The following is a 24,140-nucleotide window of genomic DNA, read 5'->3' as shown; positions in this document are numbered from 1 at the left end:
GATTCATTTGTTACGCGGCCTGGCGCCGGGCTGCCGGCAAGGCCAGCGAGATCGTCGTGCCGCCGCCGGGCGTGCTGTCGATGGCAAATTGCGCACCGAGCCGCTCGGCTCTTTCCTGCATGATACGCAAGCCGATCTGCAATTCCGTTTTCTTGTCGCGCAGGTTGGCGGCGAAGCCTTCGCCATCGTCGCGCACCTGCAGTGCAAAATCGCGCCCGTTTTCCACGCGCAGCGCCACGTTGCTCGCTTGCGCGTGCTTGCGGATATTCGACAGCGCTTCCTGCACGATGAACAGGATCTGCAACTGCTGCTCGGGCGCCAGCGGCGCGCCATTGCCGCTCATTTCCAGGGTGCCGATCACGCCCGTCTGCAGCTCGAACTTGGCCAGCACTTCCGACAGCTTGCTTTCGAGGTCGCTGCCATGCCAGCGCGTGCGAAAGTTGACGAGCAATTCGCGCACGTCCTGGTAGCTTTGCTCGACGCCCATGCGCATCAGCGGCAACACTTCGGCCGCTTCGTCGAGCTGGCCCCGGCGCACGGAATCGTCGAGCATCTGCACTTGCAGGCTGATGAAGTTCAGGCTTTGCGCGATGCTGTCATGCAAGCCTTCGGCCAGCAGGCTGCGTTCGCGCGCGACGGCAAATTCCTTTTCGCGCGCGATCAGGCGCTGGTTTTCGATGGCGATGCCCAGACTCTGGCCCAGGGTTTCCAGCCAGCCCTGCTGCTGCGCCTGCACGGCTTGCGGCTGCGCAAAGTGCAGCGAAAAGCTGCCGACCACCTGCTCGCGCGCAAGGATGGGAAAGACGGCGATGGCAATGAACCCTTCGTCCTGGCAACGGTAGCGCTGCAAGGCTTCGACCTGGCGGAAATCGCGGATCTGGATCACGCCCTGCGCCACGGCCGCGCCGCACAGGCAATCGTTGTTGCGGATGCAGTGCTCCTCTTCCACCATGGCCTCGGAAATGCCCTCGTGCACGATGATGTGCACGGTGTCCTGCTGCGGATCGAGGATGCGCACGGTGCCGCCTTCGGCCTGCGCGAACTCCATCACGTGGCGCAGGAAGCCACGGCACAGCGCATCGATGGCGTGCTGTCCCGCCAGCAAGGTGGAAATCTCGTGCAGGGTGGCCAGCTGGCGTTCCTGCGCGGCGCTCAGGCCCGATGCGGCTTGCGCCAGGCGGCGCTGGCGCCAGCGCGACGCTGGAAGTTGTTTGCGGGAAGGTTGACTGCGCGGCGCATGCATGAAGAACTCGAATCTGAAAAGTGGAGCGCCCGGCAAGCGCTGCGGCCTGCCGGGCTGGTGAAGGTTACAAATGAATCTCGGTACCGAGCAGCTTGACGAACTGCGCCAGCCAGGCCGGATGCGCGGGCCAGGCGGGCGCCGTGACGAACTGGCCATCCGTGACGGCGTCCGTGACGGCGATATCGGCATACGTGCCACCCGCCAGTTTCACTTCCGGTGCGCAGGCGGGATAGGCGGAAATGCGCTTGCCACGGATGACGTCGGCGGCAGCCAGCAATTGCGCGCCATGGCAAACGGCCGCAACAGGCTTGCCCGCCTCGGCGAAATGGCGCACGGCGGCGATGACTTTCTCGTTCAGGCGCAGGTATTCGGGTGCACGGCCGCCGGCGATCATCACGGCGTCATAGTCGGCAGGGTCGATCTCGTCGAAGCTGGCGTTCAGGGTGAACAGATGGCCCGGCTTTTCCGTGTAGGTCTGGTCGCCCTCGAAATCGTGGATGGCCGTCTTGATCGTCTCGCCGCTTTTCTTGCCGGGGCAGACGGCATGCACGGTATGACCGAGCATCAGCAGGGCCTGGAACGGCACCATCGTTTCATAATCTTCTGCAAAATCGCCGGTCAAAAACAGAATTTTTTTCGCTGCCATTTGGTTCTCCTATGAAAGATTGATCCCGCAAGACGTATCTTAGCGCGACTTGGCAGCCATACTGGATATTTATCAAACTTTTGCGCCTTGATCGAGGATTTTACAGGCTGAGGCGGAATTATTTGCAGCCTCGCAGGTCAAATCAAGCACACCTCGTTGAAAGGCAGGGCCATGGACAGCAGCACACTGATACGTATCTTCGACCATTTAGCCGATGCAGAGCGCGCCCGCAACCGGCTGCTGGCCGAAGGTTTCCCTTCTCACGCCGTGCAGCTGGACGCGGGTGACGACGAGGCTGGCCCCGTGCAGGGCAATTTCACGGTCGGCAATTGCGACACCCTCACCAGCCGGCTGGAACGGGCGATCAATGCCCTGTTCGGCGGCGACAACCATATGTACCGGCGCAACTACGGCAAGACGGCGTTCCGCGGCATGGTCCGCCTGGTGGTGGCCACGCGCCACGCCGAGGAGCAGCAGCGCGCGCACGCCATCCTACAGGCGTGTGGCGGCAGCGATATCGAACAGCGTACGGCCCGCTGCGGCCAGGACAGGCACGACGCGATGGCGGCCCTGTCCCACTAGCCGGCGCGCGCAGCAAGGAGAACAAGCATGGACGTCACATGGGTGGTAGTGGCCGACAGTAGCCGGGCGCGGCTGTTTGCGCTGGGACAGCAAAACCAGCTGGGCGAGCTGCAAGATTTTGTCAATCCGGCGGCCCGCGAAAACGAGAACGCCTTGAACAGCGACGCCAGCGGACGCTTCGGCAGCGGCATGCGCGCGGGGACCCAGGCGGGCACGCAGGCGCACACGACCGAGCCACAGGTGACGCCAGTCGAGCATGCGAACGCACAGTTTGCAAGGCATATCGCGCAAGTGCTGCAACAGGGCTTGCAGCAACAGCGCTACAACAAGCTGTGCCTGGTCGCCGCACCGAAGTTCCTGGGGCAGTTGCGTCTAAGCCTCGATGCCCAGGTGGAAAAACGGCTCAGCCATGCCCTGGCCAGGGATGTCGCCAGCATGAACGTGCCCCAACTGGAAGCCTATTTGCAGCAAGCGCTGGACAGGAGCGGCGGCGACAGCTGAACGGCAGTGGCCTCATCGCCATCCGCAAGCGGGCACAATCTGTGGCAAGATCTGCGTTCTTTCTTTCAAAACCGGAACTTGCCATGATTTTTGAAATTGCCCACATCCAGATCAAATCGGCCACGCACGCAGCCTTCGAAGCGGCCGTGACGAAAGCCGTCCCCCTGTTCCAGCGCGCACGCGGCTGCGAGTCGATGCGCCTCGAGCGCTCGATCGAAAATAGCGATGCCTACCGCCTGGTGGTGGGCTGGACAACCCTGGAAGACCATACCGTGCATTTCCGCGGCAGCGACGACTTCCAGGCATGGCGCGGCCTGGTCGGTGAATTTTTCGCCGCCCCGCCGCAGGTCGAGCACATGGATACGGTGGTCACAGGCTTCTAGACCGGCACCTACACTGCGGGGTGGTGAAAGACCTGTCGCAGGTAGGCGAGGAAGGTCTCATCCTTGCACAGGGTCTTGCCCGGCGAATCCGACAGTTTCGCCACGGACTGGCCATTGCAGCGCACCAGTTTCATGACGATGTTGAGCGGCGTCAAGCCGACATCGTTGGTGAGATTGGTGCCGATGCCAAAGCCCGTCATGATGCGGTCGGCGAAGTGCTGGTACAGGGCAAACGCCTTGTCCAGGTCCAGGCCGTCGGAAAACACGAGGCGCTTGGTATTGGCGTCGATGCGCAGGGCCGCGTAGTGGGCCAGCGCCTTCTCGCCCCACTCGACGGGATCGCCCGAATCGTGGCGCAAACCGTCGAACAGCTTGGCGAAATACAGGTCGAAGTCAGCCAAAAAGGCATCCATGCCCACCACGTCCGTCAGGGCAATACCCAGGTCGCCCCGGTATTCCTGCACCCAGTCTTCCAGTGCCGCCTTTTGAAAGTCGCGCAGACGTACGCCAAACGACTGGAATGATTGCATGTATTCATGCGCCATGGTGCCGATTGGCACGATGCCGAGCTTTTTCGCCAGGTAGACATTCGACGTGCCCTTGAAGTACTCGGGCACCTCGCGCGCCAGACGCTGCACCACTTCGTCGTGCCAGGCGCCGGAAAAACGCCGGCGCACGCCGAAGTCGGAAAATTCAAACGGGTGCTTGCGCCGCGGCAGTTTACCGAATTCCTTGACCGCTTCCACTTTCAAGCCCAGGCGGTGGCGCCCTTCGCGCATGGCCACATCGAGGTCGAAGCGGCGGAAATACAGTTCGTTGATGATGTACAGCACGAAAATCTCAAAGCCCATCACATGCACCTGCGGCCCGGCCGCGTGCACGAGCAAGGTGTCGCCATCCGTGCTCACGTCGATGAACTTGCGCTGGAAACGGAACACCGTCAGGAAATCGACGAAGTCGCTCTTCATGAAGCGCAGGGTGCGCAGATAGGCCAGCTCGTCGTCGGCAAACGACATCGAGCACAGGTGGTCGAGCTGTTCTTCCAGCTCGCCCTTCAGTTCGGCCAGGGGAAAGGCGGTGGCGTTGCGGCAGACAAATTCGTATTCGGTATGGGTATTCGGATGACCGTGCAGCAATGCTTGCCACATTGTAAATTTATACAGATCGGTTTCCAGCAAACTGCGCACTATCGGGGTCATGTGTGTTTTCTCCAACTTCCTGAAGCCAGAATAGTACGCCACCGCAAGCATTTCAGCAGGGTTCGCTTGCAGGAAAGCATCAATCGCCTGCGTTTGCCAACAACTCGGGCAAGACGTCGGCGGATGTCGCCAGCCGCGCGCCGCGCTCGTGCATGGCTGCAAGGAAGTCGCGCTGCTGTGCTTCAAAGCCCGTGACGGGGCTCATGCAGTCCGTCAGCAAGATGAGGCGCGACAGGGCCGTCTTGCCTTGCTGCGCTTCCAGGTAGTCGGCGATGTGCTCGGTGCTGGCTTTCACGCAGTGGCTGCCCGCTTCGCCGGTGACATAAATCTGCTGTGCCGGCAGCAAGGTGGCGAGGAAGTCCAGGTTGAGCTGGGTGGCCGCATCCTGTGCGTCGGGCACTTCCGCCATGACGGCCGAGTAATGCTCGGTCCACGGATTGGAACCCTTGCTCAGCTTGGCTACCACTTGCAGGTGATCCACTTCCCACGCGTTGTAGGCGGCGCGCACGGCCGCATGGATATTCTGGCCCCAGCTGCCGATCTCGCAGTGCACGGGCCACACCATCAGCTGATAGCGCCCCGCCTTCTGCAAGGCGTCGAGGTAAGCGAGCGCACGCGGCAAGGCATCGCTGGCGGCGGGCAGGAACAAGCGGTCGCGCACCTGCTGCGCCGTGATCTGCGTGAACGGCGGCACGGCGGCGCCATCGCCCGTGCGCCAGAAAGCGGGGTGGGCAATGTCGTAGCGGTGGTGGGCGTCGAGCGTCACGCTGATCTGCGTCAAGCCATTGCCCCCTTCACGGATCAGCTGCGCCACGCGCAGCATGTCGGCATGGGCGCCGGGCACGGCCAGTGCCGGTGCGGCGCCGGCAGGCAGCCATTCGGCGGGCAAGTCGCAAAAATCGTTTTGCGGGTCGATCACAAGCAGGTGCAGCTGGCGTTTCATGGCGGTCCTCGTGCGTGGCGGGAACTTGCATGATAATGGCAACATCGCCATCACGCCAATCCCGGGCCCGCCATGCACCTTCCACATCGCAATAACTTGCGTCCAAACAAATTACTCAACAGCAAATGGACAGCGGTGACACCCGTCAACAAGGAAAAACATTTTCTCGTCATCAAGGTATGCGCCGCAGCCACGCCAGATGAACCCGTCACGCACGTGGAACTGGAAGCCGTGCATTCGGGCAGAGTGCAGATCCTGCCCTGGCGCGCGCTGCAGGATGCGGCGCAGTGGCATCAAGGATGGAAAACGTAACGGCGCTGGCGCCGCTCGACCAGCTTCAATGCCACCTCGGCCGCTTCGCTGACGGCTTCGGCTTCCGTCGCAAACGGATGGTCGGCCAGCACGCGGTGCTTTTTGACGATATTGTTCCTGTGCATGGGATTGCTCGATGGGGTGTACAGGGACACATAGGCGCCCCACAGTTTGCAACCGCGTAAGGGTTCCGCCGTGTAATTTATTTCATACGTATCAACGTACTTTATCGGCACGATGTTTGCTCCAAAAATGACATCCCCGGGTAGCCTGTCTCAACGGCCCTACCCGGCGTAGGGTTGGAATACATGCAATCGCGCTTGCTCAGGATACTGACTCACTTATCTGCTTTTTATTACGCGGCACAGGGAAAAACTTGAACGCCGACCTCACCTTGAGGCATGGCGGCACGCCCACTGAAAGTATAGACGATGCGAAAAAATTATGAGAAGGCAACTCTGTACTGAACGCCGCTGGCGCCTGCCCTATTTCGCCGCCTCGGCCGCGGCATGCATGGACCAGACGACGCTGAGGATTTTCCATTGACCATCGCGCTTGACCATCTGCCACGCTTCGACGCCATAGTTGGACAATGTGTCGCCGACGAGGAATTCGTAGTCGAAGTTGACCCACGCGACATGGCGGTCCTGGGTGATCTTGACGTTGTAGAATTTTTCTTCCGTGCGCAAGGGTTCGCGCTTGATGTAGTTGGCGAAGCCGACGTAGCCGGCCGCCGGGACGCCGTCGAAGTGGACGTCCGTCGTGTCGCGCATTTTCTGGATGAAAGCGTCATCGGCCGGCGAGGCGAACAGGATGTTCGTGTGCAGCAGCAGCGACGACAGCAGCTTGACATCCTTGGCGATCAGCGCCGCCTGGAAGTCGGCGACGACTTTTTCAATGGCGCGGATATCCTCGGGCGTGGAGGCGCGGCGGCCCACGTGGGACGGCGCGGGAGGCGCGGTCTGTGCCAGCGCAATGCCTGCTGAAAACAAAGAACATCCGAACAATACTGCACTGGCCAACTTGTGGTGCATGAGGGACTTTCATGGCGAACGGCTCGCCGGGCTGGCACGGGGCGTGCCGCCGGCAAGCTTATGCCAAGCATGCCAGCTTGGCAATCCCTCGAAAGGCGTATATCAGGCAGCCAGGGCTTCGATCGACGCGCGGCCCTTGGCGATCGCGCTGGTGACGGCATCGTCGCCCATGGCCACGCCTTCGGCTTGCACGAACTCGATGTCCGTGATGCCGATGAAGCCCAGCGCCGTGCGCAGATAGGTGCTCAAGTAGTCATACGCGGCGCCCGGGCCTTCGCTGTAGACGCCGCCGCTGGCCGTGAAAATAACGGCTTTCTTGCCCGTGGCCAGGCCAACGGGGCCATTGGCCGTGTACTGGAAGGTGCGGCCCGCGCGCGCCACGTGGTCGATCCACGCCTTCAGGGTCGAGGGCACGGAAAAGTTGTACATGGGCGCGGCCAGCACCAGCACGTCGGCGGCCAGCAATTCATCGACCAGGGTATCGGACAATTGCACGGCCGCGGCCGCCTGCGCGCTGCGCTGCTCGGCCGGCGTGAAGAAGGCGCCCATGACTTCTTCCGTCAGGTGCGGCACCGGTTGCGCGGCCAGGTCGCGCACGACGATGGTGTCGCCTTGCGCGGCCAGTTTGGCGACGAATTCGCCCGACAGTTGACGCGACAGGGAACCGCTGTTGCGCACGCTGCTATTGATGTGTAGTACGTTTGCCATGATGCACTCCTTCAAGATCGATAGATGGGGTGCGGCGTTTGCTGCACTTGCACACATCATAGTTCGGGTCTACTATCGATGAAACCGTGTAAAAATAAATGGTTAGCATCGAATTTTTAGATATGGAGTTGTCATGAGAGAACCGGGCCAGCCTTCGCTCGACCAGTTGCGCGTCTTCGTCGCCGTCATCGACGCGGGCGGTTTCGCCCACGCGGCGCGCCAGCTGCACCGCACACAATCGGTAATCAGCTACACCATCGCCAACCTGGAAGAACAGCTGAACGTGGTGCTGCTCGACCGCGGCAAGCGCAAGCCCACGCTGACGGACGCGGGCAAGGCCCTGCTGGCCGACGCGCGGGCCGTGGCGCTGAAGGTCGATGGCATGCGCGCGCGGGCCAAGGCGCTGGCCGGCGGGCTCGAGGCGGAAGTGTCGGTGGTGGTCGACGTGATGTTTCCCACCTGCGTGCTGGTGCGCGTGCTCGAAGCGTTCCAGGCGCAGTTCCCCACCGTCGCCCTGCGCCTGCGCATCGAAGCGATGGGCGCCGTGGCGCAGCTGGTGATGGATGGCAGCTGCCACATCGGCCTCGGTGGCTGGATGACGGCCACGGCCAGCGTCTTCGAGCGTATGGCCGTCGGCCACGTGCGCCTGATTCCCGTGGCCGCGCCCAGCCACGCGCTGGCGCAGCTGGCCGGGCCGATTGCCTCGAGCGTGGCGCGCGAACACGTGCAGCTGGTGCTCAGCGACCGCAGCGTGCTGACGCAGGGCCAGGATTTCGGCGTGCTGGGATTACGCAACTGGCGCCTGGGCGACCTCGGTTCCAAGCACGCGCTGCTGCGCGCCGGCCTGGGCTGGGGCAACATGCCCGAAGCGATGGTGCGCGAGGACCTGGCCGAAGGCCGTTTGGTGCACCTGCCGCTGGCCGTCGACAATGGCGAGAATTACCCGATTTATTTGATCCAGCGCGCCGACACGCCGCCGGGGCAGGCGGGCAAGTGGCTGACGGAGCGGTTTGCGGAGCAGTTGCCGTTGCTGGTGCAGGGGTTTTAGATGCGCGCGGGGACAGGTATCATGCCTCAGCAAACCCCAAACAAGTGCTGGGGTCAGTCCCTGCGGGATCGCAACCCGTCCCATTGGGACTGGTTGCCCCGACGGGTCTGACCCCGAATTCAGATACAACCTTGAAGAGACTTACCATGGCCGGCATCGACGACTTCGTCAACAAACAAAAACCTGGCGCGCGTTTCGTCATCACGGCGCAGATGCTGCGCATGACGCCGCAGCAGTTCGACTCGCTGGCACAGGAATGGATGGAAGACGGCGGTCCCGGCTTCGACGTGGCCGGCATACCGCACCGTGTCGTCGTCGATGGGCAGTTTTATATCGGCAGGATCACCGTGCAGCGGCACGGCGACCCCGCCTGAGGTTTACTCGACGCCCAGCACGTGCAGGCGCCGGCGCAGGCGCGCCACTTCTTCCGACAGGTCGACCACCAGCGCGGCCAGTTCGGCGTTCGCGTCGAACACGGATTCGATTTCATGCAGGCGGCGCGCACGCACCAGGTCCAGACTCGTGAAGCGCCAGGCCGTCAGTTGTCCCGCTGGCGGACCGTCCTGCAGCAGCACGCCCGTCCGCACGTGCTGCACCACCCAGTCCGGCTCCACGGCGCAGGCGCGCGCCAGTTCTTCCAGACTCAGGGCACGGTCTTCCAGCAATTCGCCAATTACCTTGTTTGTCATGATTTAGCCTCCCAGCTTCTGGCGTGGATTGAAAGCCATCTCGCGCGCCATGGTTGCATACAGTTCGCGCGCCTTGTCGTCGTTCGCCGGCGGCAGCACCACTTCCAGCAGCAGATACAGATCGCCCGGCTGGGCGGCGGGAATGCCGCGCCCCTTCAGGCGCAGCTTGCGCCCCGTCTGCGAATTGGGCGGCACGGTGACGGTCACCGTGCCAGATGGCGTGGGCACGTCGATGTCGCCGCCCAGCGCCGCTTCCCATGGAGTGACGGGCACCGTTTCGAAGACGTCGCGCCCTTCCACCTTGTAGCGCGCATCGGGACGGAAGCGGATTTCCAGGTATAAATCGCCAGCGGGCGCGCCGCCGCTGCCGGGATTGCCCTGCCCCTTCATGCGCAACTGCTGCCCTTCCGTGACGCCTTTCGGTATCGTCACTTCCAGGGTGCGCTCGCGCGTCACCACGTGGCCTTGCGCATCCGCTTCGGGCACGCGCATGACAATGTGGCGCTTGGCGCCCTGGTAGCTGTCCTGCAAGTCGATGGTGATGGCGGCGTGGCTGTCCTCGCCCTGCATCTGGAAGGTGCTGTTGGCACGGCGCCGTCCGCCCACGTGGGCGAACAGGTCGGCAAAGAAATCGCTGTCGTCGGCGCCCGACGATTCGTAGCCCGCCCCCCAGTCCGGCGGTGGACGGAATGGCTGGCCTTGTGCGCCAGGGTTGCGACCCAGTTCATCGTAGGCCGCGCGCTTTTCCGCGTCGCCCAGCACGCCGTAGGCCTCGTTGAGGGCCTTGGTGCGCTTGTCGGCGTCCGGCTCCTTGCTCACGTCGGGATGGTATTTGCGCACCAGCTTGCGGTACGCTTTCTTGATATCGGCCTCGGACGCCGTCTTGTCGACGCCAAGCTCCTTGTAGTAGTCCTTGTATTCCACCGTGCATGCTCCCCATGGTTGAACTGCCTATGGGAAGAGTACACGAATTGGACGCCAGGCAGCGTGCGCACAATACAAGGCCGCCCGGCAGCCGGATCAGCGCACGCGGCGCACCGAAGAAATGCGGCGGTCGAGGCCACCGTGCAGGCGGCCGTAGCTGCCAGGTCCCATCACCACGCAGCGGCCGCGGAAGTTGGCGTCGACGCAGAACTCCCAGCGACCGTAATTGACGACGAGCGATTCGGCGCGGTCATTGAAGCCATAGCGGCTCAAATCGTGCACTTCGCGGTCCAGGCGCACGGGCCGGCCGCGCATGCCGGCATCGGGGAACAGCAGCACGGCGCCATTCGCGTCGGGACGGTGGCCGCCGCCGTGGCCCGGATAACCGGGATAGGGGCGCTCCGGCTCCGGACGCGGCGGGCGCGGCGGGTAGGGACGGTGGTCGCCGCCGCCATGGCCCGGGCGGCCCACTTCGCGCACGGAGGAAACGGCGTCGTTCATGCCCGGCATGCTGCCGTAGCGGCCAGGTCCGAAAGTACGGCAGTTGCCACGGTAATTGGCGTCCTTGCACACTTCCCACGTGCCCGAGCGCACGATGATGCTCGAGGTCTTGTCGTTAAAGCCCATGCGCGACAGGTCGCCCGTGTCGTAACGCAGGGTCACGGGGCGGCCACGGAAACCGGCGTCCTCGAACAAGGTGATTTCGCCTGCGGATGCAGCAAGGGGGGCGAGCAAGGTGGCGGCGCACAACAGCGCGGGCCGGAAAGATAAAACCATGACAACTCCAATACTGATGACATTTTCGCCAGTGTAGACCAGGCGGCAGGCGGCGAGTGTAACAAAGGGCAAGCAAATGTCAGCGCACGGCAGCGAATGTAAAAACCGCCTGGCGGGATGAACCCGGCAGGCGGCCTGTCCGCATGGCGGCAGAAGAAAATCAGCGTACGCGGCGCAGTGAAGAAATCTGGTTTTCCATGGCGTTCAGGCGGCCATATTCTCCCGGCCCGATCACTTCGCAGCGGCCATGGAAGTTCGAATCGCTGCACATTTCCCACTGGCCTTCGTTGACGACGATGGACGAGGCGCGGTCGTTGAAGTTGTAGCGCACCAGGTCTTCCGCATTGCGGTCCAGCGCCAGCGGTTCGCCGCGCATGCCCGCTTCGGGGAACAGCAGCACGGCGCCGCGCTGCTGGTACTGCGGCTGCTGGTATTGCGGATACTGCGGCTGATCGTACTGCGGCCGCTGGTACTGATTATCGTACTGCTGCTGGCGGCGCGCTTCGCGCTCGTCGACCATGCGCGCCGACGAGACGCGCCCATCGAGGCCGCGTCCCAGGTCGTCGTGGCGGCCAGGGCCGAAGATGCGGCACACGCCGTTGTAGTTCGAATCGCTGCACAGCTGCCAGTAGCCGTTATAGATGACGATGCTGCTGGTGCGGTCGTTGAAACCGATATTGACGAAATCGTCCGTGTCGCGGTTCAGGCGTGCCGAGCCGCCATTCTGGCCCGCGCCCGAATACACTTCCAGGGTACCGCCACGGCCATAGCCGCCATGGCCCCGGTCCGGATCGCGTCCGGGACGTCCCGGGTTGTAGCCATCGCCGCGCCCCGACTCGCGCACCGAACTGATGGCGTCGTTCATGCCCGGCATCGAGCGGTATTCGCCTGGCCCCAGGGTGCGGCAATTGCCGCGAAAACCGGCATCCGTACACACGTCCCAGGTACCCGAGCGCACCAGGATACTCGACACCTTGTCGTTGAAGCCCATGCGCGACAGATCGTCCGTCGTCTCGCGCAGGTTCACTGCGCGGCCACGCAGATCAACATCTTCGAACAAGGTGATATCGCCCGCATGGGCGGCCGCATGGGCCCCCAGCGAAAGCAGCAAGGTGGCCGCGCATGCCAGCGTGTGTTTGAAAGGGCCCGTCATGATTAACTCCATTCTTCATTCTTTGCTGATGATTTGCCTGGCCAAAACGCCAGGATGCTAGTGTAACAAATACAAGGCTGCGGGAAGGCCCGATCATGCGTTCAGTACAGGCGGCGCAGCGAGGAAATGCGCTTGTCGAGCGCCGTGTCCAGCACTTCATACTTGCCCGGCCCCATGCGCTCGCAGCTGCCGTTGAACTGCGAGTTCGTGCAGACTTCCCAGGTGCCTTCGTTGATGGCGATGGATTCGGCCTGGTCGTTGAAGTTCAGGAGCACCAGGTCGCTGACGTCGCGGTTCACCTGCAGCCCCCGCCCCTTCAGGAATGCGCGGCCATACAGCACCACCAGGCCCTCGTCATTTTGCGGACGGTTCTCCTCGCGCGGATCGACCATGCGCGCCGACGACACACGCCCATTCAGGCTACCCAGGTCATCGTGGCTGCCAGGCCCGAATACGCGGCAGCTGCCATGGTAGTTGGAATCGCTGCATAACTGCCAGTAGCCGTACTCGACGCGCGCGCTGCTGGCGCGGTCGTTGAAACCGATGTCGACCAGGTCGTCGCGGTCCGAATTCACGCCGGCCGACGCGCCACGCTGGCCGGCGTCGGCGTACAGCTCCAGCGCCGGGCGGCGTCCGCTACCGCTGCCCTGCCCGGCGCCGATTTCGCGCACGGATGAAATTTTATCGTTCATGCCCGGCATGGAGCGGTAGTCGCCCCGTTGCAGCGTCTTGCAATCGCCCTTGAAATCACCATGCGTGCACACTTCCCAGCTGCCCGATTCAACCTGGATGCTCGAGACGGTGTCATTGAAATTGACGCGCGACAGGTCGTCCGTCGTATCGCGCAAGACCACTACCCTTCCCTTGAAATTGTCATCGGTGTACAGGCGGATCTCGCCGGCCTGCGCCGCGAGATGGACAAACAGCGAACTGGCGCACAGCAGAGCAAAGGCGAACGGGCGATTCATGGGAAGGTCTCCGGTGGCGGCAAAGGCAAGTGATCGACATGACAACTGATGTCAGTGTAGCCATCCGTAGAAAAAACGGTGTAACAAAGTATGGGAAAAGCACAATAAATTGTTACCAAAAGCAATAGCCGGCCCTGCACGAACCGGTTATTGCGATTTGAGGTACTAGCTGACCCGCATCAGCGCACTTCGCGCACCGACGAGATGCGGTTGCTCATGCGCTCCAGGCTCGCGTACTCGCCCGGTTCCAAGGTGCGGCAGCGGCCACGGAAGCCCACGTCCTCGCACACTTCCCAATAGCCGGAGCGCACGCGCACGCTTTGCACCGTGTCGTTGAAGTCGCGCTCGCGCAAGTCGGCTGAAGCGTTGCGCACGCTCAAGCTGCGGCCGGCGAAATCGTCGCGCGTATAGAAGGTCAGTTCGCCGCCCAGCGAGCGCCCTGGCAAATGGCCGTGCTCGCGCTCGCGTTCCCAGCGGCCGTCCCGGTCGCGCCCACGGTCACGATCGCGGCCCGGATGACCATCCCAGCCGCCGCGCACTTCGCGCAGCGACGTGATCTTGTTGGCACGGTCGTCGAGCGACGGATACTCGCCCGCCTCAAGCAGGAAGCAATCGCCACGGAAATCGGCTTCCTCGCACGCTTCCCAGCGGCCCGAGCGCACGCGGATGCTTTGCGTCGTGTCGTTGAAACGGATGTCTTCCAGGTCGGCGACGGCATCGCGCACGGTCTGCGAGCGGCCGTGATAATCGTCGCGTGAATACAGGGTCAGTTCGCCGGCGCCGGCCAGTTCGGCCGTCATGGCGGCGCCCAGCAACAGGGCGCAGTTCAGGGTGTGTCTCAGCATGGTCTTGCTCCATAGTCAGGGTACTGCGGTTGACTATTTGGTCATTTTGCCAAATAGAGCGCGCAGTCTATCCGCGACTGGCCCATTTAGCTGTAACAAATGATTACCGCGCCCGAGCGCCCGGGGCGCCACGGCGGACAAGCACGGCGAATGCCGGTAGAATCTTGTGTTTAGTCAAGCTTTCCGCCCATGCCACACACTACCTCGTTCACCCTGCCCGCCATCCGCACTGAAGTCTCGTCGCTGTGGAAGCTGGCCTGGCCCATCCTGATCGGCCAGCTGGCCACCGTCGGCATGGGCGCGGCCGACGTGGCGATGACGGGCCATACGAATCCCGAGGAACTGGCGGCCGTGTCGCTGGGCGCGGCCATCTGGTCCATCGTGCTCGTCACGGTGAGCGGCATCATGATGGCGATCAATACCCTGGTGGCGCATGAAATCGGCGCCGCGCGTCACGACAAGGTGCCGCACATCGTGCGCCAGTCGCTGTGGAAGGCGCTGCTCGTGGGCCTGGTCGCCTGTCTGCTGACGAACATGGCGGCGCTCGTGTTCGACCATCTGATGCTCGAACCGGCCGTCGCAGCCAAGGCCAAGCTGTTCGTGCACATCATCAGCTGCGCGCTGCCGCCGTTCGCCGCCTACCGCGCGCTGTACGGCTACAGCACCAGCATCAACCAGACCAAGCCCGTGATGGTGATCGCGCTGGCCGCGCTGGCGCTGAACATTTTCGTCAACTACCTGCTGATCTACGGCCACTGGGGCATGCCGAAGCTCGGTGGCGTGGGCTGCGCCGTGGCCACCACCTGCTGCGTATGGATGATGCTGCTGGCCATGCTGGCCTGGATCAGGATCGCGCCCGCCTACCGCGCCACGTATCCATTCACGCACTGGGAATGGCCCGAGCTGTCGTCCATCGGCCCCATGCTGCGCCTGGGCCTGCCCATCGGCGTCACCTACTTTGCCGAAGTGAGCGCCTTTGGCGTCATCAGCCTGCTGGTCGCGCGCTTCGGCGTGATCCAGGTGTCGGCGCACCAGATTGCCCTGAATTTCTCGTCCGTCGTCTTCATGGTGCCGCTCACGTTCGGCATCGCGCTGGTCACGCGCGTGGGCCATGCCGTGGGCGAAGCCAATTTGCGCAAGGCCCGTTTCATTTCCTGGGTGGGCGTGGCCATGTCGCTGACGGCGGCCATCGTCTCGGCCGCCGTCATCACCCTCTTCCGCCACCAGATCGCGCAAGCCTACACGTCCGACCCGCAAGTGCAGGCGCTGTGCGCGCAGCTGCTGCTGTTCGCCGCCCTGTTCCAGCTGTCCGACGCGACGCAGGTGGCCACGTCCTGCGCCATCCGCGGCTACAAGGTGACGCGCCAGCCGATGCTGATCCAGCTGCTGGCCTTCTGGGGCTTCTCGCTGCCGATCGGCTATGTGCTGGGCCTCGCGCCGGCTGGCTTCATCTGGTCGCCGGCCGAGCCGATGGCCGCCGCCGGTTTCTGGATCGGCCTCGTCACGGGCTTGACGGTGGCCGCCGTGCTGTTGACCTGGTATCTGAACCGGCTGTCGCTGCAGCGCCTGCGCGCGGTGCCATAACTTTCAAGGAATTCGCCATGCCGCAGCCGCGCCCCTTCAGGCAAGTCGATGTGTTCAGCAAGGTGCCCTTCATGGGCAATCCGCTGGCCGTCGTGCTCGACGCCGACGGCCTCGATACCGCGCAGATGCAGGCCATCGCGCGCTGGACGGGCCTGTCGGAAACCACCTTCGTGCTGGCGCCGTGCGACCCGGCAGCCGACTACTGCGTGCGGATTTTTTCGCCCGAGATGGAATTCCCGTTCGCCGGCCACCCGACCCTGGGCACGGCGCACGCCCTGCTCGACTCGGGCATGCAGCCGAAAGGCGCGCGCATCGTGCAGGAATGCGGCGTCGGCCTCGTGCAGATCGAGCGGCAGGCGGGCGGCGGGCTGGCGTTCCAGGCGCCGCCGTGCACGGCGCGCGCGCTCAAACCCACTCTGCTGCCGCTGCTGCAAACCGGGCTGGGCGGCACGCCGGCCGCTGCCGGCACCGTCGTCGACATGGGCATCCGCTGGCTGTGCGTGTCGCTGGCAAGCGCCGCCGCCTGCCTGGCCGTGCGCGCCGATATCGCATCGCTGACGGCCTTGCTGGCCGCAGCCGGAGCGGACGGCCTGGCGCTATACGGCCCGCACGGCGCGGGTGGACCGGCCGACTACGAAGTGCGCGCGCTGCTCAGCGAACATGGCGCGCTGGTGGAAGACCCCGTCACGGGCAGCGCCAACGCCTGCATCGCGCACCTGCTGGCCGGTGGCGACTACACTGTCCGCCAGGGCACCTGCCTGCAGCGCGACGGCCGCGTGTCCGTCAGCTTCCGCGATGGCCACGCCTGGATAGGCGGCGCCTGCCTGAGCGTCGTCACGGGGTCGATATTGGCCTGAACCGGGCAAAGCGCCATCGAATGGATGGTGCCTGGATATTTTTCACGAAGGAAATACGGCCGGCATGCTCATATTCCGTGGCCGGGGCTATCGCATAAAGAGGCACGCTCTGGTATCGTCTTACGCTTAGGCAACGCTCAAGTTCGCCTATGCATGCAGTGCCCTTCATCCTTCCAACTACCGAGACATCCATGCGTTTTATTCTTTGTTTTCTGGCCGCGATGGCCAGCGTTCCCGCATCGGCTGAAAAGCTGACCCTGGAACGCATCCACGCCGATCCGGCGCTGGCCGGCCCCGGCGTGCGCAACCTGAAGGTCTCGCCCGATGGCGAGCGAGTCACATTCCTGCGCGGCCGCACCGACAACCAGTTCCAGCTCGACCTGTGGGAATTCAAGCTGAAAGACAAGAGCACGCACCGCCTGGTCGACTCGAAGGCGCTGGTGCCGAATGAAACGATTTCGCCCGAAGAGCAGGCGCGCCGCGAACGCGAGCGCACGGCCAGCCTGAACGGCATTCTCAGCTACAGCTGGTCGCCCGATGGCAAGCAGCTGCTGGTGCCGCTGGCCGGCAATCTGTACCTGGTCGACGCGGCCCGCCCTGACAAGGCGCGCCTGGTCGCCAAGGGCAATGTGCTCGACCCGAAAATCTCGCCGAAAGGCCGCTACGTCTCGTTCGTGCGCGACCAGAACATCTATGTGATCGACCTGAAGTCGGGCCAGGAACGCCAGCTGACCACCGATGGCAAGGGCACAATACGCAACGGCGAAGCCGAATTCGTGGCGCAGGAAGAAATGGGCCAGCGCACCGGCTACTACTGGGCCCCGGACGATTCCGCCATCGCCTACAAACGCTACGACGAAGCGCCGGTCCCCGTCGTGCGCCGCTTTGAAATCTTCGCCGACCGCACGGACGTCGTCGAACAGCGCTACCCTGCCGCCGGCGACCCGAACGTGCTGGTGCAGCTGCTGATCGTCTCGCCGGAAACGGGAGTGCAGCGCCAGGTGGACCTGGGCACGAACCCGGACATCTACCTGGTGCGCGCCGACTGGAGCGCGGACAGCAAGTCGCTCGTGTACCAGCGCCAGTCGCGCGACCAGAAGACCCTCGACCTGGTCGCCGTCGATGCCGGTACTTTGGCACAGCGCACCCTGCTGACGGAAACGTCGACAACCTGGGTCAGCATCCATGACGACCTGCGCTTCCTGTCGAACGGCACCTTCCTCTGGTCGTCCGAGCGCACGGGCCGCAACCACCTGTATTTGTACGACATGAGCGGCAAGCTGCTGCACCCGGTCACTTCCGGCGCATGGGGCATCGACAGCGTGCTGGCCGTGAACCAGAAGACGGGTAAAGTGTTCGTCGCGTCGAACCGCGACGCCGTGATCGACAAGCAAACTTACGCCCTGGCGCTCGACGGCAGCACGGCCGACAAGCCGCAGCGCGTGACGAAAGCCGATGGCTGGCACGACACGACGTTCTCGCGCAATGGCGAAGTCTTCGTCGATACGTATTCGGACCCCGCCACGCCGCCGCAGGTGAGCATCCGCCGCCCGGACGGCGCCATGGTGGGCTGGCTGGAAGAAAACGCGCTGAACGCGAGCCACCCGTACGCCAAATACAAGGCGGACCACCTGCCGACGGAATATGGCACCTTGAAGGCCAACGATGGCCAGACGCTGTATTACTCCATCGTCAAGCCGTCGAACTTCGACGCAAGCAAGCGCTACCCCGTCTACCTGTCGACGTATGGCGGCCCGCACTCGCAGCATGTGGCGCGCCGCTGGGGCAACAATTTCGACCAGTACATGGCGCAGCAGGGCTTCGTCGTCTTCCGCCTCGATAACCGCGGTTCATCGCGCCGCGAGCGCGCGTTCACGGACGCCATCTACCACAACCTGGGCGCAGCCGAAGTGGCCGATCAACTGGTCGGCATCGACTGGCTGGGCAAGCAAAGCTTCGTCGATGCCAAACGCATCGGCGTATTCGGCTGGAGCTATGGCGGCTTCATGACCCTGCGCCTGCTGTCGGCAGCGTCCGACAAGATCGCCATGGGCGTCTCGGTGGCGCCCGTGACCGACTGGTCGCTGTACGACACCCACTACACGGAGCAATTCCTCGGCATGCCGAAGGAAAACGTCGACGGCTACAAGGCCAGCACCGTGTTCGCCCACCTCGACGGCCTGAAGTCGCCGCTGCTGCTGGTGCACGGCATGGCCGACGACAACGTCTTGTTCAGCAACAGCACGCGCCTGATCGACGCGCTCGTGAACCGCGGCGTGCAGTTCGACCTGATGACGTATCCGGGCGCCAAGCACGGCATCTCGTCGCGCGCGGGCCAGCGCCACGTGTACAAGAAAATCGAGATGTTCTTCAAGCAGAACCTGGGCGTAGCGAAGTAAAGCGCGCCCGCAAATGAAAACCGCCGCCTGTCTCGCGACAGGCGGCGGTTTTTTTATGCGTGCGTCAGATTACGGTTTGCGCGTAACGGTTTCCACCGCATCCTTGACGTCGCCAACCTTCTTCTGCACTTTGCCTTCGACCTGGTTTGCCAGGCCCTTGGCTTGCTGTTCTTCGCTGCCGACGACCTTGCCAGCGGCTTCCTGGATTTTACCGCCGACTTCCTTCAGTTTACCTTCGACTTGATCTTTGTTCATGATAAATCCTCACTGTAGTTGGTACATCTGTTGTCCGGCGCCCGAAGGGCCGGTACTGCGGCTCACACGCCGTTGCAAACTGCTTGCTGCGTGTCGATGTGTCCATATTACGCTTGAGGTTGCAAAAACTATGTACGGTCCCTAACACATGCCAAAAATCAGCTAATTACGCGGAATCAGCCCGCTTTGCGCCATACCGTCGCCAGCCAAGGCTGCTGCTCGCGCGGCAAGCCGGGCGGGCGGTAGTACTGCTCGACCAGGCTGAAACCGGCCGCCTGCACGTATGCGGCCCACGTCGCTTCATCGTGATAGCTGCCGTAGCGCGCGCCGTTCCAGCCCTCCTGGTTCTGTCCGCGCGGATTCGAGCTGAACAGCACGCCGCCCCCCTTCAGGCTCGCGTGCAAAGCGCGCAGCACGCCGGGCAGAACGGCGCTGGGCACGTGGAACAGCACGGCATTCGCGAACACGCCGTCGAAGTGCGCGGCAGGCAAGTCGAGGTCGACGAAATCCTGCTGCCATACGGTGCAGCCGCTGTAGGCGCGCGCCATCTCGACGAAGCGGGCGCTGCCATCGACACCGGTGGCGTGGTGGCCCATGGCCGTGAACGCTTTCAGATCGCGGCCCGGGCCGCAACCGAGGTCGAGAATCTCCACAGGCGCCGGCTTGCCGATGGCATTAAGCAGCGCGCTGATGTTCTGGCTGACGTCGTGGTCGCGCGTGCCTTCGAAAAACTGCTCGGCGCTGGCGTCGTAATGGGCCAGGGTACGTTCGGTGATGGCGTGGATGGGGTCTTGCTGATCTTGCGGTGGGGTCGGCTTCATGGCGGTCCTGTCGATATGTTCCGCCATTTTACGGTGCCGGCGCGCTGTGCGCCGGCACCGTCACCATTTGCTACCAGACGCGCACGCGCTGCTCGGGCGCCAGGTACAGCTGCTGCCCCGGCTTGACGTCGAAGGCCGGGTACCAGGCGTCGAGGTTGCGCACGGTGGCGGCGCGGTATTGCGCCGGCGCATGGCCATCCGTGAGGATTTGCTGGCGCGCCGCTGCCTCGCGCGCCTTGCTGCGCCAGCTGACGCCGTAACCGATGAAGAAATCGCGGTCCGCGCCCGGCTGCGCCGGCTTGCCCTGCTGCGACAGGGTGAACGCGTCATGCGCGGCCGCCACGCCGGCCAAGTCGGCCAGGTTTTCGCTCAGGGTCAGCTGGCCATTCACAGCCAGGTCGGAAAACGGTTTGTAGGCCGCGAACTGCGCCACCAATTGCTTCGAGGCCGACTGGAAATGCGCCAGGTCGGCTGGCGTCCACCAGTCGCGCAGCTTGCCCTGGGCGTCGAACTGCGCGCCCTGGTCGTCAAAACTGTGGCTAATCTCGTGGCCGATGGTGGCGCCGATGCCGCCGTAGTTGGCCGCGTCGGACGCTGCCGGATCGAAGAACGGTGGCTGCAGGATGGCGGCCGGGAAGTTCAGCGCATTTTGCAGCGGCAGATTGACGGCGTTGACCAGCTGCGCCGGCATGGCCCAGGCCTTGCGGTCGGGAGACTGGCCCAGCTTGGCCAGCTCCTGCCGGTAATGGAACTGCTCCGCCCGCTGCACATTGCCCAGCGCATCGCCGCGCACGACGCGCAAGCCCGCATAATTTTCCCAGCGCTCCGGATAGCCGACGCCCACGTACAGGGTCTTGAGTTTTTCCTGCGCCTGCGCCTTGGTGGCGGGCGCCATCCAGTCGAGCTTGTCGATGCGGCGCGAGAAGGCGGCGACGATATTCGTCACCATCTCCTGCACGCGCGCTTTCGATTCAGGCGGGAAATAGCGTTCCACGTAGAGCTTGCCGACGGCGTCGCTCAAGGCCGCATTCGTCGCGGCCAGCGCGCGCTTGCTGCGCAGCGACTGCTGCGGCGTGCCGCTCAGGGCGCTGCCATAGAAAGCAAAGCGCTGGTCGGCGGCCGCCTTCGGCAAGGTCGTGCTGAAATGGTTGATCGCGTGGAAGGCCAGAAAATCCTTCCATGTGGCCAGCGGCACGCTAGCCACCAGGGCCGCGCTGCCCGTCATGGCCGTCGGATGCCAGACGATGAAATCCGTCTGCTGGCCCAGGCCGGCCGCCTGGAAGAAGGCTTTCCAGTCCAGGCCAGGCGCCTTGCTGGCGAAGTCGGCGGCGCGCCACGGATTATTGCCCTTGGCGACATCGGCCGAATCCTCGCGGCTGGCGTGACTGGCGGCAATTTGCTGCTCCAGCGCAAACACGCGCGCGGCCCGGGCCGGCGCATCGCTGTAGCCGGCCTGCTTGAGCATGGCGGCGATATGCGCCTGGTAGCCTGCGCGCAAGCCCTGCATGCGGGCGCTGTCGCTCAGGTAAAAGGCGCGGTCGGGCAAGCCCAGTCCGCCCTGCAGCAGATAGGCCACATTGCGCGTGGTGTCGTTCAAATCCTGCGCCACCCACAGGCCGAACAGGTTTTCCGTATAAAAATTGGTGGAATTGAGCGGGTCGACATCGGCGCGCAGGCTTTCGCCCAGCGCGCGGGCCAGTCCCGCCTGGTCGCGTATGCCATCGATCCTCTTCAGCAGCGGCTTGATCGGCGCCCAGCCCTTCGCTTCGATAGCCGCTTCGTCGATCCAGGAACGGTAAAAATCACTGACCTGGCGCGCGGAGGCATCGGTCTGTGGCGCCGCCGCCAGGCCTTCGACGAGGCCGATGATGCGCTCGTTGGTGGCGTTGGCGAGGATGGCGAACGAGCCCCAGCTGCTGCGGTCGGCGGGAATCTCCGTGTTGCGCAGCCAGTCGCCATTCACGTAGTCATAGAAATCGTCGCCGGGCAAGACAGCCGTGGGCGCCGCCATCGCCGCGGCGGGACTGGCGGCCGCCTCCTGGGCATGCGCGTGGACGGCGCCCCCGGCCAGCGCGATGCCGGACAGGGCCAGCACCATGGCGCGCTTGCGCCAGGGACCGGGGAAAGAGGAAGCGGCAGCAGTGGCAACGCGCATGGTGATCCTTTCAGGCAAAGTAACGACAGTAGTGTGCAAAATCATAACGCGTTTTGAGGCGCCGCAACACACTCCCCTACCACCACGACGCCAGCAGGCATGCGGCTTGGCGGGCGATGTCGGCAACAGCCAAGCAATCATCTAAATTATTTTCACTTTTTTTTCAAAAATACCCTCAAGTTCCCCTTGGACCTGCCGTTAATCTGGACAAGCGGTAATCCATTCACTAGTTACGGGTGTGCTCATGACCTCCAACGACGTTCTTTCGATGTATGAAAATATTGCAGGAATGACCAATAAAATGGTCGTGGCCGCACGTTCGAGCGACTGGGATGGCCTGGATACCCTGGAAAACCAGTGCGCCAGTGCCGCCAGCGCGACCATGACAGGCAAGGTGCCCGCTCTGGCCGGCGCCTCGCGCCTGCGCAAGATCGACTTGCTCAAGCAAATCCTGGCCAACGACCGCGAAATCCGCGCCATCACGGAACCATGGATGACGCAACTGCCGAACGCCATGCAGGGTTCGCGCGCACGCATGTAAAGCTTGCCGCGCCAGAAACGACAAAAGCACCCGCGGGTGCTTTTTTTACGTCTGCCGCCATGCCAGCGAGCGCGCCATCTGCGGCGCCCGGAAAACAAGGAGGGGGAATTGGGAAGGCGAGCCCCAGGTATCTCCTGGCGTCGCCTCGCTGCCGGTTGCATCCGGCGTTCGCGAGCACATCGTCGGCATCGCGAACCGCTTCCAGACCCAGGCGTTTATGCAACGCTACACCCGTTTGCCGCGCCACACTATCGTTGGTGACTGCGCCAGGCTGAGGCTGTTTTGTCGTAGAGCAAGTCCACTGAATTAATCATATCACCATCTTTAAGAAATAGGCAACGCGATTGGCCAGCGTTTCCATGTATTTTTTCAATATCTTTTTTTATATCAAATTTCGGCGCCGCCTTGCCATGTCTTTAACGCGAGAACGGCTCCGGTTCCGGCTCGGCCGCCCCTTCTTCCACGGCTTCCGTCAGCACGGGCACATCCTTCTTCTTGCGGCTAAACGGCTTGCGCAGCAAGACCCAGTACTTCGACGGCGCGCGCGACCCCGCCGCCTGCCTGCGCTTGCGCACGACATACACGATGACGGCCGTCAACAGCAGGAAGAGCAAGGTGCCGATACCGAGCCACAACAGACCGTTGCCGCCCGCCTTCTTGTCCTTGTCCGCGGCGGGCGCCGCGTGCAGTGGCTTGGGCTTGGCATGGGGCACTTCCGCCGCCACCGGTGCAGCGGCAGCCGGCAGTGCCAGCGCCTTTTGCAAGGCGCCGATCTTGCCCTCCAATTCGCCGAGCTTTGCATTGAGGGCCGTGTTTTTCTCATCCAGCGCCACGCACGCTTGCGCCTGCTCCATATCGGCTTGGGGCGCGCAAGCGGCCACGGGCGCCGTGGCGCGGCGCGGCGGTGCCGGGCGCTGCTGCACCGTAGCCGCCGGCGTGGGCGCGGCGGGCGGCGGCACGAACACGCGCGCCGGACGCACGAGGCCCTCGGCGCGCGCGCGGGCCGCCAGCGCGGCGGCGTCGGGCGACGGCGCCAAGGGAGCAGGACGTGGTAACGGCAACGGCGCTGGCACGGGCGCCGGAACGGCAGGCCGGACTGGCGCACTGACGGGGGCGGCGGCGGGCGGCGCCGGCGTCAGCCACAAGGTGCCCAGGCGCACGACGGCGCCGCTACCATTACCCAGCAATAAATACAGATGCACGTGGCCCGCCTGGATCGCTTGCCGCGTACTCACGCGCACATAGTGGCGCCCACCGCGTTCCAGCGGGCTGATCGTCAATGTCTGCAGGGCCGGGTCCATGCCGATGCCGCCACCGCGGTACACATCGGGCGAAGCCAGGCGCACGGCCACGCCGCTGGCTTCCTCGGGTGCCAGGGCCGTCAGTTCGATCTCGGCCAGCAGGGGCTGGCCCACATGCGACAGCACGGCCATCTCGCCCAGTTCGGCCGCGCCCGCCACAGGCGGCAAGGCCAGGCTGGCGGCGGCGCACGCGATCAAAGACCAACGGGGAAAGATGCTGCTCTGCATGGACTGATCGCTTTGATAACAGGATAGATAATCGGGACTCGCCT

The 24,140-nt window shown here is 63.7% G+C and carries 27 protein-coding genes; 10 read left to right on the top strand and 17 right to left on the bottom strand.

Translation table 11 applies throughout. From position 1 onward, the window contains the following. Positions 1–10: 10 nt before the first annotated feature. Together SKZ59_RS17385 and SKZ59_RS17380 are read right to left on the bottom strand one after the other, a co-directional pair. Positions 11–1,243 carry a GAF domain-containing sensor histidine kinase gene (locus tag SKZ59_RS17385; protein WP_319992460.1) on the bottom strand — a complete coding sequence of 411 codons (1,233 nt, stop codon included), beginning with the start codon at positions 1,241–1,243 and terminating at the stop codon, positions 11–13. Positions 1,244–1,307: 64 nt separating this feature from the next. Continuing rightward, entirely contained in the window at positions 1,308–1,889 is a 582-nt protein-coding gene (locus tag SKZ59_RS17380) for a DJ-1/PfpI family protein (RefSeq protein WP_058051378.1), read from the bottom strand. A gap of 171 nt (positions 1,890–2,060) precedes the next feature. Here SKZ59_RS17380 and SKZ59_RS17375 point away from each other — a divergent pair, with 171 nt between their 5' ends. The 3 genes from SKZ59_RS17375 to SKZ59_RS17365 all read left to right on the top strand — a co-directional run bounded on the left by SKZ59_RS17375 (position 2,061) and on the right by SKZ59_RS17365 (position 3,355). Next, entirely contained in the window at positions 2,061–2,471 is a 411-nt protein-coding gene (locus tag SKZ59_RS17375) for a hypothetical protein (protein ID WP_319992459.1), read from the top strand. 27 nt (positions 2,472–2,498) lie between these two features. Next, positions 2,499–2,972 carry a host attachment protein gene (locus SKZ59_RS17370; protein ID WP_072454400.1) on the top strand — a complete coding sequence of 158 codons (474 nt, stop codon included), beginning with the start codon at positions 2,499–2,501 and terminating at the stop codon, positions 2,970–2,972. A gap of 83 nt (positions 2,973–3,055) precedes the next feature. Beyond that, entirely contained in the window at positions 3,056–3,355 is a 300-nt protein-coding gene (locus tag SKZ59_RS17365; protein ID WP_034759700.1) for an antibiotic biosynthesis monooxygenase family protein, read from the top strand. Positions 3,356–3,363: 8 nt separating this feature from the next. On the opposite strand, the gene pncB is transcribed toward SKZ59_RS17365, so the two are convergent. Further along, the gene (gene pncB, locus SKZ59_RS17360) at positions 3,364–4,554 is read right to left on the bottom strand and encodes a nicotinate phosphoribosyltransferase (protein ID WP_319992458.1); all 1,191 of its coding nucleotides are present in this window, start codon (positions 4,552–4,554) and stop codon (positions 3,364–3,366) included. A gap of 79 nt (positions 4,555–4,633) precedes the next feature. After that, entirely contained in the window at positions 4,634–5,497 is an 864-nt protein-coding gene (locus SKZ59_RS17355) for a cysteine hydrolase (protein WP_319992457.1), read from the bottom strand. A 72-nt stretch (positions 5,498–5,569) separates the two neighbouring features. On the opposite strand from SKZ59_RS17355, the gene SKZ59_RS17350 reads away from it, so the two are divergent. Then, the gene (locus SKZ59_RS17350) at positions 5,570–5,809 is read left to right on the top strand and encodes a TIGR02450 family Trp-rich protein (RefSeq protein WP_034759713.1); all 240 of its coding nucleotides are present in this window, start codon (positions 5,570–5,572) and stop codon (positions 5,807–5,809) included. Here SKZ59_RS17350 and SKZ59_RS17345 read toward each other — a convergent pair. The 3 genes from SKZ59_RS17345 to SKZ59_RS17335 all read right to left on the bottom strand — a co-directional run bounded on the left by SKZ59_RS17345 (position 5,791) and on the right by SKZ59_RS17335 (position 7,551). Next, positions 5,791–5,934 (bottom strand): hypothetical protein, encoded by a 144-nt coding sequence (locus SKZ59_RS17345; RefSeq protein WP_232731324.1) that lies wholly within the window; start codon positions 5,932–5,934, stop codon positions 5,791–5,793. The two genes, SKZ59_RS17350 and SKZ59_RS17345, sit on opposite strands and share 19 nt — an antisense overlap. A gap of 360 nt (positions 5,935–6,294) precedes the next feature. Beyond that, the gene (locus tag SKZ59_RS17340; RefSeq protein WP_319992456.1) at positions 6,295–6,801 is read right to left on the bottom strand and encodes a hypothetical protein; all 507 of its coding nucleotides are present in this window, start codon (positions 6,799–6,801) and stop codon (positions 6,295–6,297) included. A 144-nt stretch (positions 6,802–6,945) separates the two neighbouring features. Further along, a complete protein-coding gene (locus SKZ59_RS17335; protein WP_034759726.1) occupies positions 6,946–7,551 on the bottom strand; it encodes an FMN-dependent NADH-azoreductase in 606 nt (201 codons plus the stop codon). A 133-nt stretch (positions 7,552–7,684) separates the two neighbouring features. Between SKZ59_RS17335 and SKZ59_RS17330 the strand changes: the two genes are divergently transcribed. After that, entirely contained in the window at positions 7,685–8,599 is a 915-nt protein-coding gene (locus SKZ59_RS17330; protein WP_319992455.1) for a LysR family transcriptional regulator, read from the top strand. Between the two features lie 146 nt (positions 8,600–8,745). Further along, the gene (locus SKZ59_RS17325) at positions 8,746–8,973 is read left to right on the top strand and encodes a hypothetical protein (RefSeq protein WP_034759733.1); all 228 of its coding nucleotides are present in this window, start codon (positions 8,746–8,748) and stop codon (positions 8,971–8,973) included. 3 nt (positions 8,974–8,976) lie between these two features. On the opposite strand, the gene SKZ59_RS17320 is transcribed toward SKZ59_RS17325, so the two are convergent. The 6 genes from SKZ59_RS17320 to SKZ59_RS17295 all read right to left on the bottom strand — a co-directional run bounded on the left by SKZ59_RS17320 (position 8,977) and on the right by SKZ59_RS17295 (position 13,955). Next, the gene (locus tag SKZ59_RS17320; protein ID WP_070303663.1) at positions 8,977–9,288 is read right to left on the bottom strand and encodes a MerR family transcriptional regulator; all 312 of its coding nucleotides are present in this window, start codon (positions 9,286–9,288) and stop codon (positions 8,977–8,979) included. Positions 9,289–9,291: 3 nt separating this feature from the next. Further along, complete coding sequence (locus SKZ59_RS17315) at positions 9,292–10,212, bottom strand: DnaJ C-terminal domain-containing protein (protein ID WP_319992454.1); 921 nt, start codon at positions 10,210–10,212, stop codon at positions 9,292–9,294. Positions 10,213–10,308: 96 nt separating this feature from the next. Next, positions 10,309–10,989 (bottom strand): beta/gamma crystallin-related protein, encoded by a 681-nt coding sequence (locus SKZ59_RS17310; protein WP_319992453.1) that lies wholly within the window; start codon positions 10,987–10,989, stop codon positions 10,309–10,311. Positions 10,990–11,149: 160 nt separating this feature from the next. Continuing rightward, positions 11,150–12,142 carry a beta/gamma crystallin-related protein gene (locus tag SKZ59_RS17305; RefSeq protein ID WP_319992452.1) on the bottom strand — a complete coding sequence of 331 codons (993 nt, stop codon included), beginning with the start codon at positions 12,140–12,142 and terminating at the stop codon, positions 11,150–11,152. 101 nt (positions 12,143–12,243) lie between these two features. Next, the gene (locus SKZ59_RS17300; protein ID WP_319992451.1) at positions 12,244–13,110 is read right to left on the bottom strand and encodes a beta/gamma crystallin-related protein; all 867 of its coding nucleotides are present in this window, start codon (positions 13,108–13,110) and stop codon (positions 12,244–12,246) included. A 179-nt stretch (positions 13,111–13,289) separates the two neighbouring features. Continuing rightward, a complete protein-coding gene (locus SKZ59_RS17295) occupies positions 13,290–13,955 on the bottom strand; it encodes a beta/gamma crystallin family protein (protein ID WP_319992450.1) in 666 nt (221 codons plus the stop codon). A gap of 189 nt (positions 13,956–14,144) precedes the next feature. Between SKZ59_RS17295 and SKZ59_RS17290 the strand changes: the two genes are divergently transcribed. From SKZ59_RS17290 to SKZ59_RS17280, 3 genes are all read left to right on the top strand, one after another. Then, positions 14,145–15,539: an MATE family efflux transporter gene (locus SKZ59_RS17290; protein ID WP_319992449.1), complete on the top strand. Its 1,395-nt coding sequence runs from the start codon at positions 14,145–14,147 to the stop codon at positions 15,537–15,539. A gap of 17 nt (positions 15,540–15,556) precedes the next feature. Further along, positions 15,557–16,396, top strand: a complete 840-nt coding sequence (locus SKZ59_RS17285; protein ID WP_319992448.1) for a PhzF family phenazine biosynthesis protein — start codon at positions 15,557–15,559, stop codon at positions 16,394–16,396. 191 nt (positions 16,397–16,587) lie between these two features. Next, complete coding sequence (locus SKZ59_RS17280) at positions 16,588–18,795, top strand: S9 family peptidase (RefSeq protein ID WP_319992447.1); 2,208 nt, start codon at positions 16,588–16,590, stop codon at positions 18,793–18,795. Positions 18,796–18,864: 69 nt separating this feature from the next. Here SKZ59_RS17280 and SKZ59_RS17275 read toward each other — a convergent pair whose 3' ends face one another. From SKZ59_RS17275 to SKZ59_RS17265, 3 genes are all read right to left on the bottom strand, one after another. After that, positions 18,865–19,050, bottom strand: a complete 186-nt coding sequence (locus SKZ59_RS17275) for a CsbD family protein (RefSeq protein ID WP_034759763.1) — start codon at positions 19,048–19,050, stop codon at positions 18,865–18,867. Positions 19,051–19,226: 176 nt separating this feature from the next. After that, a complete protein-coding gene (locus SKZ59_RS17270; RefSeq protein WP_319992446.1) occupies positions 19,227–19,871 on the bottom strand; it encodes a class I SAM-dependent methyltransferase in 645 nt (214 codons plus the stop codon). 70 nt (positions 19,872–19,941) lie between these two features. Further along, positions 19,942–22,026, bottom strand: coding sequence for a M13 family metallopeptidase (locus SKZ59_RS17265; protein ID WP_319992445.1), 2,085 nt, complete (start codon positions 22,024–22,026; stop codon positions 19,942–19,944). 289 nt (positions 22,027–22,315) lie between these two features. Here SKZ59_RS17265 and SKZ59_RS17260 point away from each other — a divergent pair, with 289 nt between their 5' ends. Further along, on the top strand, positions 22,316–22,567 hold the full coding sequence (locus tag SKZ59_RS17260; protein ID WP_307788907.1) for a flagellar protein FliT: 252 nt from the start codon (positions 22,316–22,318) through the stop codon (positions 22,565–22,567). A gap of 416 nt (positions 22,568–22,983) precedes the next feature. Here SKZ59_RS17260 and SKZ59_RS17255 read toward each other — a convergent pair whose 3' ends face one another. Next, positions 22,984–24,096: a hypothetical protein gene (locus SKZ59_RS17255; protein WP_319992444.1), complete on the bottom strand. Its 1,113-nt coding sequence runs from the start codon at positions 24,094–24,096 to the stop codon at positions 22,984–22,986. Positions 24,097–24,140: the final 44 nt, after the last annotated feature.

This window comes from Janthinobacterium sp. GMG2 (genome assembly GCF_033949445.1).
Taxonomy (GTDB): domain Bacteria; phylum Pseudomonadota; class Gammaproteobacteria; order Burkholderiales; family Burkholderiaceae_D; genus Janthinobacterium; species Janthinobacterium aestuarii.
Note: the sequence above shows the minus strand (reverse complement) of the source record. Positions and strands in the feature narration are given on the sequence as shown.